We start from the raw sequence: 14,028 nt of genomic DNA, 5'->3' as shown, positions 1-14,028 counted from the left end.
TTCCTCTTTGTGTTTAGTTTTCATCCTGATCTGGAATAATGAGTGAAAAAGCATGTCTTAAACATTCAACATGAACAGGGAAAGTCTGTCCCTTTTCACCATCAATATCATAGACAATATCCTCATCACAACTGATTGTGATATCCTTTGCCTGGACATAATGAATCATAGGATTCTGTGGATGAAGATTACGCTTATAATCCATGAAGACATTAAGTAGTTCAGCGACATTGCCTTTTTTAATAATAATAAGATCTAACTTGCCATCACTTGTAGAAGCATAAGGAGTCACTCCTGAAAATCCTCCAACATGAGAACTATTCGTAATCATGAATAATGCGGCATCTTCTTCAAACTCTATTTCATCTGCTTTTACTTTAAGATGAAGTGATAAGCCTAACTGTTCAGGTAACATCTTCAATCCATTAATATAGTAGGCAAGAGGACCAAACTTTTTCTTTTCCTCTTTAGTGACAAGGAATCCAATATCACTAAACATACCACCACTTAATACATTCGCAAAACAATGATTATCTACATAACCTGCATCAATCTTCTTTGTCTTGAAACGGGCAATCATATCACGGAATGCTTCTGGAGTATTAGGAAGATTTAGATAAGTTGCAAAGTCATTCACAGTGCCTGCTGCTAAGATTGCAAGAGGAATCTTAGATTCACTCTTAATAAGTCCTGTAATGATTTCGTTAATTGTACCATCTCCACCTACGGCTACAATAAAGTCATATTCATTTCTAGTTAATCTTGCTGCACGTTCTAATCCATCATTCTTGCCTCTTGTGAAGTAAGTATCAATTGTATTCACGTTAGTATGAAGTATTAACTGACCAATAAACTTGTCAATAGACTTCTGGAATGCATGTGTACCACTAGAAGGATTAATAATAAACAAACACTTCATATACTATGCCTCCTTAATCAATTCAAGAAGCAACTTAACACCCTTTTTCATAGAATTAATACTACAGAATTCATAAGGACCATGATAGTTATATCCACCAGTACCTAAGTTTGGACAAGGAAGTCCCATAAAGCTTAAATTAGCTCCATCAGTACCACCTCTAATAGGAGAAGCAATAGGATCAAGTCCTATATTAATCATTGCCTGTTTTACCTTATATACAATATCAGGTGTCTTATTGATAACTTCAATCATATTCTTATACTGTAAAGTAAAGTCAATATCAATATAATGTCCATGATTTACCTGATTTAAATAAGAAGCAGCTAACTGCATTGTATGAATCATATCATGCATATTGTCCATATCATGATCTCTTAGTATATAAGTCATCTTAGTGGTAGAAACATCACCTTCCATATGATGAAGATGATAGAAGCCTTCTTTATGTTCAGTCGCTTCAGGACGTTTATTATCACCAAGCATTGTATCAAACTGACGACCTAAAGTAAGGGCATTGACCATCTTGCCTTTAGAATCACCTGGATGATAACTCTTACCTGTAATAGTGACATCTGCTTTATAGGCATTGAAGTTTTCAAAACTGAATTCATCGATTCTGCCACCATCTACTGTATAAGCATAATCAGCACCAAATCTCTTAACATCAAAGTTTTCAGTACCTCTACCTACTTCTTCATCAGGTGTAAAGGCAATACAGATATCTCCATGCTTAAAATCTCTATTCTGGCAGATATACTCTACCATGCTCATAATAATAGCCACACCTGCTTTATCATCAGCACCAAGAAGTGTAGTTCCATCAGTTGTAATTAAATCATCACCCACAAGTCCTTTTAATTCAGGATTTGTTTCTGGGTCTAAATACATCTTCTTTTCTTCATTAAGAATAATACGTCCTCCTGGATAAGAACGAATAATACGTGGATGAATATCATGTCCACTTGCATCTGGAGAAGTATCCATATGTGCAATAAATCCAATAGCTTTCATAGGCTCATCAGTATTACTATAAATCTTACCGTATACAATTCCCTGATCTGTTCTTTCTACTTCATCTACACCAAGAATCTGCATTTCTTCACTCAAGAAATCAGCTAAATCAAATTGTTTTTCTGTAGAAGGAGATGTTGTAGAAGATTCATCAGATTGTGTATCAAAACTCACATATTTCAAAAATCTCTTTTCAATCAACATAAAATAACCTCACTTTGTTTATTTCTTTCATTTTAACATAGTAAATTGTTTTTGTGAACTTGCATAATTAACTAGACAAGCCCTATTGTTTTCATTATTATGGGGTAGGTGATAAAAATGAAATATTATGCCGTAAAAAACGGAAGAGAACCAGGTATCTATAACTCATGGGCAGAATGCCAGAAGCAGATTCATGGCTTTAAGAATGCGTCTTATAAGTCCTTTACATCACGCAAGGAAGCAGAAGAGTTCATTTCTGATAAAAAGGAAATACCTCAAATGGAACATGGGTTAATTGCTTATGTAGATGGTTCTTTTAATGCAAAAAAGAAAGTATATGGCTATGGTGCTGTTTTAATTGATGGACAGCAGGTCATCAAACGTCTTTATGGACATGGAGATAATGAGGAATGCTTATCGAGTCGTAATGTTGCAGGAGAAATATTTGGAGCTTTAGCTGCAGTAAAGTATGCAGTAGAACATCCTGAATATGATGGTATTGTGATTTATTATGATTATATGGGAATTGAAAAGTGGGCTATTGGAGAATGGAAAGCCAATAAGAAGCTGACACAGTATTATGCGAGTCAAATGGCTGAGTATCGTCAAAAGCTGCCTATAGTATTTATGAAGGTAGAAGCACATACAGGTGACTTCTATAATGAACAGGCAGATCAGCTTGCCAAGAAAGCAGTGGGAATTGAATGAGTGAAAAAATAACTATTTTTGACATTGAAGAATTGAATAATGATCCTGTGAGTGTCTGCTCTATAGGTATAGTTGTGCTAGAGGATATGAAAGTGAAGGAAACATTCTATTCACTTATTAGACCTCCTAAATTGACTTTTGATCCTTATCGCTATAAGGTTCATAAAATAAGACCACAGGATTTAAAGAAACAACCGACATTCCCAGAAATATGGCCTAAGATCAGTAAGTATTTTGAAAACAGTATCGTGATATCTCATGATATCCAATCAGACCTCAATCACTTGCTAGCCGTATTTAGAAGATTCCGTATAAGAAAGCCTACCTGTTATTTATCATGTACATTAGTTCTTGCAAAGCTATTTCATCCTGAATTACAGAAGTATGGTTTAGGTTCTCTATGTGACTTTTATTCTGTTGATCTCGAAAATGCGCATAATGCATTGGCTGATTCATTGGCTTGTGCAGAGCTATTAAAGAAGATGATGGAAGAACATCACTATACAAGTCTTAAGGAACTTCATGAGAAAGAAAATGTACCTTTAGGACGTATGACAAGTTCATCTATTGAACCTCTTGTATCAAGTGATAAGGTACAGGAAGTGAAGATGGGAATTCAGAAAGAAACAGTCGCATTTACAGGTAAACTTGCCCATACAAAACAAGAAATAGAATCATTCGTAGAACAGGATGGTATGATACCATCATTCCATGTAACAACTCAGACAAAATATCTCGTTATTGGTAAAAAGGACTACCAGCAGACAAGATATCAAAAAGGCAATAAGAAGATTAAAAAAGCCATCACTTTATCAAGACAAGGCCAGGATATCAGAATCCTTCATGAAGACCAGTATATTGATATGGTAAGAAAAAGAACTCTTAAGTGAGTTCTTTTCTTGTGTACTATTATTTAAAATGTCCACTTTTTTATTAAAAAAACAGCAAGAAATTACAGTTTGGTGCAATAATGCGTCATTTTATTATTGAAATGTATTGAAAACGCTTCTAATTTTTGATAGTCTTATTGTAGGTGATTAATTATGGCAAAGACTTCAAACTATTTATTTAAACTCGATTTAATGATTTTAAGCTTATTGAAAGAAAAAGATCAATATGCGTACGAATTAACTAAAGAGATTGCAGAAAAATCTAAGGGTCGCATTGAACCAAAGAATGGTACAATGTATCCTATTATCTACAAACTCATTGAAAACGGCTATATTTCAAGCAACACAGTCATCTACCACAATAAAGCTAGAGTGTATTATCACCTAGAACCAGCCGGAAAGGAATACTTAGACAAGATTATTGTGGAATTTGACGAATTAGTGGATTGTATCAATTCATTTATTCACAAAGATTAAAATAGAGTTTCCTACAAAGGAACTCTATTTTTTTGCATTAAAAAAGAAATAGGCATCTGCCTATTTCTTGATTTCTTTATAGCTGACTGCGAAAGGTCCAGTTTTAGTAGTAATAGTGATTGTATCACCTTTCTTATACTGTTTGAATTCTTTTGCGGTAGCACGATAAGTAAATTTCTTTTTACCTGTTTTCACATTAAAATGATAGACCTGTGAAAACTTGGTTGTATAATGTTCTGTCTTAGTAATAATGCATTCTTCAGTCGCAGTTACTTTTGCAAGAGGATCATTAATCCAGCATAATGCGAGAGGAATGAAGATCACTAAGAAACATGTAAATAATGCATCTCTAGGTAATCCAGCTTTTTCACCAATCCAGCGATAGAATACAAAGATAATTAAGAATACAATAATTGATGCATAAATAAGAGGTCTTGTATTTTCCATTGCATATTTAGTGAATAGAACTAACCATCCTGTAATAGCAGGGATAATAAAGTTACAGAAGAACAATCCATACAATTCTTTGATTGCTGGCTGATTTCCTTCAGCAGTGAGACCTAAATAGTAAATACCTGCAAGTACTGGGATAACGATAGAAATTAATCCACTCACAACAAGAGAATCAAGTGCGCCAATCATACCAGCCACTAATGACACTAACTGGATAAGTGTTAATACAAGCATTACTGGTTTAGTAACTGATACAGAAGGCATACGACTAGGTGCTTCCTTTGTACCTTCAATATCTTCATAAGGGATCTTATGGTCAGTACATTCTTCAACTAATTCAGCTAAATCAGCCACTTCAAATTCTAATGAAGAAAGCTGTGCAATCACTCCTTCTTTAGAATAAATAGTGAGTGTCTTACCATCATCTACTAGTTTAGTAATATCTTCATAAGCATACTTTTTTTCATTATTACCTTCTTTAAAAGTAATATCATCTTCAGTCATCATATAAGAGAAAGTCTTCTTCTTGTTCACCTTTAAAGTGATATAAATCATAAGTAGAAGCCCGATGACACCAAGCCCTGTAATCACATAATAACCGTCTTTTGCTTCTATAAAGCCAAGAACTAACATGATAATACCAAATACAGGACAAAGGACCTTCATTGTACTAATGTGAAATAGTAAACTATCCTTATATGTTACGTCTCTATTCATTTTTTTACCTCAACTCCTTACGTATACAGTATATATTACATTAATTTTAGATGTAAACACAAGCGATAGTTGATAAATTATAGCCTTAATAAGGTGATTTATGGTAAAATAAATCTATATGGAGGTAAAAATATGAAAACTCTTACAGTTGCGGTTCCTTGTTATAATTCACAGGATTATATGAGACATGCTATTGAACCATTATTAATATGTGAAAATGATATTGAAATCTTAATCATTGATGATGGTTCTAAGGATAAGACAGGAGAGATAGGGGACTTATTAGAGGAAGAATATCCTGCAACAATCAGATGTATACATCAGGAAAATGGTGGACATGGTGAAGCAGTTAATACTGGTTTAAAGAATGCAACCGGACGCTTCTTTAAAGTATTAGACAGTGATGACTGGTTTGATGAAGCATCTTTAGTTAAAGTGATTCAGACATTAAAGAAACTTGGTAATGATGTCGATATGATGATCTGTAACTATGTCTATGATAAACCATCAAAGAATACACAGAAGCCTATTCGTTATACAAATGCATTACCTGAAAATAAGATTTTTAGATGGTATGATGTGAAATATTTCTATCCATCACAGAACCTATTAATGCATTCAATTATCTATCGTACAGAAGTATTACGTGCAAGTGGTCTTGTACTTCCTAAGCATACATTCTATGTAGATAATTTATTTGTGTATGAACCAATTCCATTCGTTCAGACTATGTATTATCTAAATGTTGATTTATATCACTATTTCATTGGTCGTGAAGATCAATCAGTGAATGAAACAGTCATGATTGGACGTATTGATCAGCAGATCAGAGTGAATAAACGTATGATTGATGCAATCGATATTGATAAGCTTAAATCACGTAAGATGAGAAAATACTTAATCAAGTATCTTTCTATGATTACTACAGTAACTACTGTATTATGCATTAAGAGTGGTACAGAAGAAAACCTACAGAAGCGTAATGATTTATGGGCTTATATGAAAGATACAAAGCCAGCTGTTTATAAGGAAGTTAAAAAGACTGCATTAGGTCTTGCTATGCAATTAGATGATCCGCTAGGACGTAAACTAATCGTTGGTGGATATAAACTTGCACAGAAACTATTCGGTTTCAATTAACAGTGATTCTATCACTGTTTTTTTATGTTGACTATTACCTACTGAATCGATAGAATAAACTTTGGGTGATTAAATGATTAAGAAATTCATAAAGACTCATGAACATGCATGGGTTCTTGTCTATTTTGTATTTTATATGCCTTGGTACTTTGGATTACAACAAAGAGATATCCGTCATTTCTTTGATATGTATGTAGGATTGGATCGTATCATACCATTCGTACCAGCATTTATTATTCCCTATGTCTATTGGTTTTTATTTGTTGCAGGAACTTTGTTATTCTTGTTTTTTTATGATGCAGATGAATTCTATCGTGGCTTTTCATTTCTAGCCTGTGGTATGACTATTTCACTCATCATATTCACAATCTTCCCAACAACATTCTGTCATCGTCCAGAAGTACTTACAGGGAATGCCTTTGAACAGTTCTGGTTAAGATTTATTTATGGGGCAGATAAACCAACCAATGTATTTCCAAGTATTCATGTATTTAATTCAATAGGATGTGCGATAGCACTTATTAAATCAAAAAAATTTAAAGATAATAAACCAATGCATATATTTGCGATTATCTCAGCAGTACTTATTACATTATCTACAATGTTCATCAAACAGCATTCATGTATGGATGCAGTAGCAGCAGCTGTCATTGCATATATACTCTATCAATTGATTTATAAGAGAGAACATCCTCGTTTACGTCAATTCGTATATTCAAAGTTTCCTAATAAAGGCTAAAGGTGTCAGTAAAATGACATCTTTTTTAATCGCGATAGTTTATAAAATAATAAAGTTTTGCGGTTTTAAACCGCAAAACTATTGTGAATGAGTTAGTTTTGCTATAAAATTTATATGAAAGAGGTGATTGTATGATAGAGAGACCATTATATTTAGATAAAATCATGCCTTTTGTAGATACTCCATTTGTGAAAATATTGACTGGAGTTCGACGCTGTGGTAAATCAACAATTCTGAAGATGATTATTAAAAAGCTTAAAGAAGAGAAGCAAGTAGATGATGAACAGATTCTTAATTATTGTTTCGATTCTATGGAATATGAAGATATGACTACAAAAGAATTGTATCTAGAAATAAAATCGAAAATACTACAATCAAAAAAGACATACTTATTCTTAGATGAGATACAAGAAATTGAAGGATGGGAAAAAGTAGTGAATACGCTTGCTTCAGACTTTGATGTAGATATCTATATTACAGGATCCAATTCAAGAATGATGTCTTCAGAGATATCTACATATCTAACAGGCAGATATATTACTTTTCATATATATACTTTGTCATTTGAAGAATATCTTATGTTCAAGAAAAGCTATACGACTCTTAAGGATTTGAAACAGGAATTTAGCCAATATGTACGATTGGGTGGATTCCCTGCAACTCATTTACAGGATTATTCTCAGGATGAAGTTTACACGATTGTGAAGGACATTTATAATTCAACTATTTTTTCTGATATTGTACGTAGAAACCAAGTCAAGAAGATAGACCAGCTAGAAAGAGTTGTAAAATATACGTTTAATAATATTGGAAATACATTTTCTGCAAAATCAATTTCTAATTATTTCAAATCAGAACAGAGAAAAATTGATAATGAAACAGTTTGTAGTTATTTAGAGAAATTACAGAAAGCCTATATTCTTCATAAGTGTTCTAGATATGATCTTCAAGGAAAGAATATATTAAAAACACAGGAGAAATTCTATCTTTCAGATGTTTCTTTGCGTTATTCTGCATTGGGCTATGCTGTAGATAGTATTGCTTCATCTCTAGAAAACATAGTATATTTAGAACTTAAAAGAAGAGGCTATGATGTTTATATTGGTAAGATAAAAGATAAAGAAATTGATTTTGTTGCTACAAAACAAAATGAAAAAATTTATGTTCAGGTAACACAGGAAATAAAGTCTGAAAAAACACAGAAAAGGGAATATGAACAGCTTTTAGAAATCAGAGATAATTATCCTAAGTATGTTGTGATGGCAGATAATTTTGCGGGTGGTAATTATGAAGGAATAAAAACAATGAATATAGTAGATTTCTTATTAAGTAAAGAGTATTAGAAATGAGTTGAGAAACTCATTACCAGAAAAGAAGTGAGATACTGTAAAATGTATAGGGTATTTGAATAATATAGAAGTAATCATTTTTTCTAACTTTTGATGAATCGATTGATCATCATCTACAATCGCAATATGAAACATAATAGCCTCCCTGTTTAGAAAGATAATAAAAAGTATATTATATTTTGTCAATGAAAGTATCTAATCCCTAAGATGACTAGGATTTATTATTACATTGTTTGACCATCAAATGATAAATCCTTATAATAGGGAAAAAGGAGTGGGGAGAATGGCGAAAACTATTGTTGGTGCAGTATTAGAAAATGATCCAGCATCACGTAACTGGTTCAATGTAATATTGAACTATCCAGGTGTACATGCTATCTTTTTTTATCGCATCAATCATTTCTTATGGACAAAATGTCATATGAAATTAATTGCACGTTTCCTGTCACAAGTAGCACGCTTTTTTACAGGGATTGAAATACATCCAGGTGCAACGATTGGTAAACGATTATTTATTGACCATGGTATGGGAGTTGTAATTGGGGAAACAACTATTATTGGTGATGATTGTTTATTATATCAAGGTGTGACTCTTGGAGGGGTAGGTACAGGAGAACATACATGTAAAAGACATCCAACCTTACACAATAATGTAATGATTTCAGCTGGTGCAAAAATTATTGGGGATATTACTATTGGAGATAACAGTATTGTAGGTGCGAATTCAGTTGTATTGAAAGATGTACCACCTAACTGTACAGTAGTAGGTGTTCCTGGTATGATTGTGAAAGAGAATGGTGTCAAAGTACATCGCGAATTATAAAAAGGGGCATAAGCCCCTATATAAGTGTCTCAGTAGCTCAGCTGGATAGAGCATTCGCCTCCTAAGCGAAAGGTCGTAAGTTCAAATCTTATCTGGGACGCCATTTTAAAATATTAACAGGCTTTTAGCCTGTAAATGATAAAAGAGATTTGATTGATGTATGTTCATCATTCAAATCTCTTTTTGTTTCAGGTAATTCTTATGGGTGAATTAGTATTTTTCTTGTTATTTATTTTTTTGATTGTGGCGTTTCTTATTCCACAGTGAACCTGCCAACATTCCGATTGCAGAGATTATTGCGCCAGCTACAATCATTCCCAAGTCAGGGGAATTCAGTTTGTTAAAAGTTATGTTGTTTGCTATTTTGAATGTGCCATATTCAGCAAGCATATACATTACGCCAAAGAAAATAGTGAATGCCCATTTTCCTTTCCCCCAAAAGTTATCTTTACCAATAATAACGGACACAATAAATGTAGTTACAGGAAGAATAAACCAAAGGAGCATCAAACTGTAGCCCATAGCATCACTTCCACTTGTAAAAAACCAGAACACAATCATTGCAGATGCCCAAATCAAAAGATAAGAGAGAATCGTAACAATCTTGTTTCTGTTGGCATTGCTTTTAACAACATTCGTACTTTCTTCAAGATAATCATAATAGTTTTTCATTTTTTCTTCTCCCTTCAATAAATAGTCAAGAGAGACATCGTAGCATTCGCTCATTTTAATAACACTGATAATATCTGGATAGGATTTTTCGTTTTCCCAATTTGAGATGGTCTGACGACTTACACCCAACAATTCGGCAACCTGTTCTTGCGTCAGCTTTTTTCCAATTCGTGCTGCCTTGATTTTGCTTCCAATATCATATTCCATGCCACTATACCTCCTTGCACTTCTATTGTAGGAATAACACCCACTATTGTCTATCAAATAGCTTTGACATCACTTATTATGCGTGTCAAAATCCTTTTACATCTGCCAAATCCGATTTATGATTCTATTCTTCATTTAAAATGTTTTGTAATTCTTCTTTGCTTGGTAATACTGTTTGGAATTTACTCGCAAAGATTTGATTATTATTTTCAGGTAAAGTCATTTCTACAATGGATTGTTTTTTGTCTTTACATAGAATAATTCCAATTGTATTATTTTCATCTTCAAGTTTTACTTTACGGTCATAGTAATTCACATACATCTGCATTTGTCCAATATCTTGGTGTTTCAATTCTCCGATTTTTAAATCAATTAATACAAAACATTTTAGTATTCTATTGAAGAATACTAAATCAACTTTGAAATGTTCCTCATCAAATGTTAGTCTAACTTGTCTGCCTACAAATGTATAACCTTTTCCAAGTTCAAGTAAAAATTGCTGTAAATGATCAATAATCTTATTCTCTAACTCACTTTCAGAATATACAGGTAATTCTGGTAATTGTAAAAATTCTAATACATATGGATCTTTAATTGCATCTGCTGGTTTTTCTATTATTTGTCCCTTTTGTGATAACAACATTACTTCATCTTTGTTTTTACTTAACGCTAAACGTTCATATAATGAAGAATCATATTGTCTTTTTAATTCTGATAGACTCCAATCATTTTTAACGGATTCGATTTCGTAGAAATGTCTTTCCTCGATATTAGTGATTCTCATTAGTTTTAAATAATGCGACCAGCTTAGGTAAAATTTACGTCCTGTAACAGTGGCAGGGTAGTTTTTGAATTGGGGAAACACTGTTTCCCCAATTGAGTCAGTTTTATAGATTGTATAAAACCTTCTTATTAGTTTTAGGTTGTCAACGGAATATCCCTTACCATAATGCTCAGTCAAAAAGGATGATAAGTTTTTAATTATATATTTACCGTATTCAGCTCGATTATCGCCATTTTGTTCTTCTTCAATAATCATTCGTCCAATCTCAAAATATGTATAGACCATAGCAATATTTACAGCAGTTTTAACATTTTTTTTAGCTTCTTCGATTAATGAAGAAACTCTATCTAGAAATTCATTGCTTACTTCATTCATATGTAATACACCACACTTTCCATATAATCTCATTATACCTGCATTCATCATTTGTATCTATATAACAATAAATAAAACGTTTTTTGTTAATCGTTACAGACCTATAGTGCATAGGTCTCCTAAACGAAAGGTCGTAAGTTCAAATCTTATCTTGGAACGCCATTTTTAAAAATTTAAACAGGCTTTTAGCTTGTAAATGATAAAAGAGATTTGTCTGATGTATGTTTATCATTCAAATCTCTTTTTGGCATTTATTTAATTTAAAAATAGAATTCATCGAAGCAATTTACCAGTAAAAAACTTTTCTTGAAAGGCTATTTGTTTAAGAATTTCTTGATCACTATAATTTTTATTATCAAGAGAAATAATCCATTTATCTTCAATATCATTATCTCTACGATATACAGCTATTACATAACCTCCAAATTCAGTTAATGGCTTATCGCTACCTAACAAATAAATGTCTTGCTGCTCACCATCTTCAGCTAAAATATCATCTACATATCCGTAATTAAGTGGATATGTCATATCAGGATATTTAGGATGATGGCTACCTATAGGTCTGTCTATTTTACCATGAACAAAACTACCAATAATTTTAGGATAATCATTACGCATAAAATTCCTCCCCTTATGGATTTAGGAAAAGAAGTTTCCTATATGTATTATACTATTTCTCGCACCAAGATTACTCAACAAAACGCCATTTTTTCGTTCTCATCAGTTTCAAATAATGCAACCAGATTAAATAGAATTTACATCCAGTAATACTGAAAGGGTAGTTTTTGAATTGGGGAAACAGTATTTCCCCAATTGAGTCAGTTTTTTTCTCTGAATGTGGTGATCACGGTATATAACCTAGTTTCCGGTTAAATGAATGGAATCATATAAATAGGAATATATTGAATTCCATTTTCTGATTTATAATCTTTCGTATGAACAACATATTTATCTTTGATTCTATTACTGACTTTATCACAGAATAAATTTAATGATTTGTGAGATCTATAGTTTCCTGACTTAACCTCTATTGGACATATTTTATTGCCTTTGGAAAATAAGAAATCAATTTCATATAGATGATTAGAATTATCACTATTCATTGTGTAATAAAATAAATTATTGCCTTTCGCCATTAACATTTGAGTTACGACATTTTCGTACACATATCCCAGATTAGTATCGAGTTTATTTGATAAGAGTTTATTGTAGATGATATTTTCGGTGAAATCTTTATCTTTGAATATAAGTGTTATAAACAATCCTACGTCAGAAAGAAATAATTTATAACGATTAATATCCTTTTCTAGAGACATACCAACATTAGGATTGTTTGCATGATATGCAATATTTACAGTGAATGAACTAAGCATATCAGGAATTAATTCTCGAACTCTATTTGCTCTTATGCCATTTTTTGCGATTGATAATATATATCTTGATGCATTACTGCTTAAATTTGCTGGTATAGCATCATAAATGTCTCCTGCAAGTCCAGTTCCATCAATTTTGATAAAGTCTTCTTCATATAAGTCTATAATTTCTCTTTTTACTTCGTCTACTACTTGTAAATTATTACTTTCTAGATATGATTCTATAGCTTGAGGCATGCCACCTATAAGCATATAAAGTCTGAAAGTGCGCATAAGATTTCTATGTAGTGCATTACCAGCAGGCTTTTTACTCTTCATTAGTAGTTTTATTGTATCTGCAGTCATAGTGTCATCGATAGCCCATAAAAACTCTTCAAAGTCCATAGGATACATAGATATCTTGTGTTCTTCGCTAGGTATTAAAATGTCTTTGGTGTTTTTCTTGATGGATAAAAGAGATCCAGTTTCAATATATTTGTATCTTCCATCAGCCACCAGATATTTAATTGCTTGTCTAGCTTTTGGGAGGAGTTGTACTTCATCAAAAATAATGACTGATTCATTCTCATATAAGCGAACACCTGTGAATTGTTGAAGTTGTAAAAAGAAAAAGTCTAGATTGTACATGTCATCGAATAATTCTATGATTTCCTTACTTGTATGTGCAAAGTCTATTAGTATGTATGATTTAAATTCTTTTTCTGCAAACACTTTAGTAATTGTACTTTTTCCTATACGTTTCGCTCCTTTGATTAGTAATGAATATTTATCACTTCGATTTTCTTTCCACTCAAGTATTTCATTGTATATTTTTCTTTTGAAAACTGATTTTTCCACAGATTATCACTTCACATTTTCTATTATAACTTGAATTAGAGTGCAAGTGAACGCAGAAAATACGCAAATCCCCGTTCGTATAAGTATTAAACATACGTAAATCCCCGTTCGTATAAGTATTAAACATACGCAAATCTCCGTTCGTATAAGTGCTAAACATACGCAAATCCCCGTTCACATAAGTGCTAAATATACGCAAATCCCCGTTTAAATACATGGAATGTTTTGAAATGATCCTTGCGAGTGATTCATTTTTTCTATTGTTTGAGAGAATAATGGTAAAATATATTACAAGAGAGGTGACTGAAGAAATGAATATCTTGAGATAAGAAGTGAATTAGAAAAGT

The 14,028-nt window shown here is 32.3% G+C and carries 14 protein-coding genes and 1 tRNA gene; 8 read left to right on the top strand and 7 right to left on the bottom strand.

All coding sequences use genetic code 11. The features are described 5' to 3' along the window. Positions 1-13 precede the first annotated feature (13 nt). Together NQ499_RS10580 and pepT are read right to left on the bottom strand one after the other, a co-directional pair. Positions 14-919 (bottom strand): diacylglycerol/lipid kinase family protein, encoded by a 906-nt coding sequence (locus NQ499_RS10580; protein WP_006504528.1) that lies wholly within the window; start codon positions 917-919, stop codon positions 14-16. A 3-nt stretch (positions 920-922) separates the two neighbouring features. Beyond that, positions 923-2,137 carry a peptidase T gene (gene pepT, locus NQ499_RS10575; protein ID WP_006504527.1) on the bottom strand — a complete coding sequence of 405 codons (1,215 nt, stop codon included), beginning with the start codon at positions 2,135-2,137 and terminating at the stop codon, positions 923-925. Positions 2,138-2,254: 117 nt separating this feature from the next. Between pepT and NQ499_RS10570 the strand changes: the two genes are divergently transcribed. From NQ499_RS10570 to NQ499_RS10560, 3 genes are all read left to right on the top strand, one after another. Then, positions 2,255-2,845, top strand: coding sequence for a ribonuclease H1 domain-containing protein (locus tag NQ499_RS10570; protein WP_006504526.1), 591 nt, complete (start codon positions 2,255-2,257; stop codon positions 2,843-2,845). After that, positions 2,842-3,735: an exonuclease domain-containing protein gene (locus NQ499_RS10565; RefSeq protein ID WP_006504525.1), complete on the top strand. Its 894-nt coding sequence runs from the start codon at positions 2,842-2,844 to the stop codon at positions 3,733-3,735. The genes NQ499_RS10570 and NQ499_RS10565 overlap by 4 nt, the downstream gene beginning before the upstream one ends. A 153-nt stretch (positions 3,736-3,888) precedes the next feature. Next, complete coding sequence (locus NQ499_RS10560; protein WP_006504524.1) at positions 3,889-4,212, top strand: PadR family transcriptional regulator; 324 nt, start codon at positions 3,889-3,891, stop codon at positions 4,210-4,212. A 60-nt stretch (positions 4,213-4,272) separates the two neighbouring features. Here the strand turns inward: NQ499_RS10560 and NQ499_RS10555 are convergent, their stop codons facing one another. Beyond that, positions 4,273-5,382 carry a YdbT family protein gene (locus NQ499_RS10555; RefSeq protein WP_006504523.1) on the bottom strand — a complete coding sequence of 370 codons (1,110 nt, stop codon included), beginning with the start codon at positions 5,380-5,382 and terminating at the stop codon, positions 4,273-4,275. A gap of 132 nt (positions 5,383-5,514) precedes the next feature. Here NQ499_RS10555 and NQ499_RS10550 point away from each other — a divergent pair, with 132 nt between their 5' ends. The 5 genes from NQ499_RS10550 to NQ499_RS10530 all read left to right on the top strand — a co-directional run bounded on the left by NQ499_RS10550 (position 5,515) and on the right by NQ499_RS10530 (position 9,536). Then, entirely contained in the window at positions 5,515-6,522 is a 1,008-nt protein-coding gene (locus NQ499_RS10550) for a glycosyltransferase family 2 protein (RefSeq protein ID WP_040389571.1), read from the top strand. Positions 6,523-6,595: 73 nt separating this feature from the next. Then, a complete protein-coding gene (locus NQ499_RS10545; RefSeq protein ID WP_006504521.1) occupies positions 6,596-7,261 on the top strand; it encodes a phosphatase PAP2 family protein in 666 nt (221 codons plus the stop codon). A gap of 131 nt (positions 7,262-7,392) precedes the next feature. Continuing rightward, complete coding sequence (locus tag NQ499_RS10540) at positions 7,393-8,604, top strand: ATP-binding protein (RefSeq protein WP_006504520.1); 1,212 nt, start codon at positions 7,393-7,395, stop codon at positions 8,602-8,604. Positions 8,605-8,893: 289 nt separating this feature from the next. Then, on the top strand, positions 8,894-9,433 hold the full coding sequence (cysE, locus tag NQ499_RS10535; RefSeq protein ID WP_022425388.1) for a serine O-acetyltransferase: 540 nt from the start codon (positions 8,894-8,896) through the stop codon (positions 9,431-9,433). 26 nt (positions 9,434-9,459) lie between these two features. Then, positions 9,460-9,536, top strand: a tRNA-Arg gene (locus tag NQ499_RS10530). A gap of 122 nt (positions 9,537-9,658) precedes the next feature. Here the strand turns inward: NQ499_RS10530 and NQ499_RS10525 are convergent. The 4 genes from NQ499_RS10525 to NQ499_RS10510 all read right to left on the bottom strand — a co-directional run bounded on the left by NQ499_RS10525 (position 9,659) and on the right by NQ499_RS10510 (position 13,681). After that, positions 9,659-10,312 (bottom strand): helix-turn-helix domain-containing protein, encoded by a 654-nt coding sequence (locus tag NQ499_RS10525; RefSeq protein WP_006504517.1) that lies wholly within the window; start codon positions 10,310-10,312, stop codon positions 9,659-9,661. A 124-nt stretch (positions 10,313-10,436) separates the two neighbouring features. Next, positions 10,437-11,471, bottom strand: coding sequence for a PDDEXK nuclease domain-containing protein (locus NQ499_RS10520; protein ID WP_040389570.1), 1,035 nt, complete (start codon positions 11,469-11,471; stop codon positions 10,437-10,439). A 273-nt stretch (positions 11,472-11,744) separates the two neighbouring features. Further along, positions 11,745-12,089 carry an inorganic diphosphatase gene (locus NQ499_RS10515; protein ID WP_006504515.1) on the bottom strand — a complete coding sequence of 115 codons (345 nt, stop codon included), beginning with the start codon at positions 12,087-12,089 and terminating at the stop codon, positions 11,745-11,747. A gap of 251 nt (positions 12,090-12,340) precedes the next feature. Then, positions 12,341-13,681 carry an ATP-binding protein gene (locus NQ499_RS10510; protein ID WP_006504514.1) on the bottom strand — a complete coding sequence of 447 codons (1,341 nt, stop codon included), beginning with the start codon at positions 13,679-13,681 and terminating at the stop codon, positions 12,341-12,343. Positions 13,682-14,028 lie beyond the last annotated feature (347 nt).

The organism is Catenibacterium mitsuokai (genome assembly GCF_025148785.1).
GTDB lineage: Bacteria > Bacillota_I > Bacilli_A > Erysipelotrichales > Coprobacillaceae > Catenibacterium > Catenibacterium mitsuoka.
Note: the sequence above shows the minus strand (reverse complement) of the source record. Positions and strands in the feature narration are given on the sequence as shown.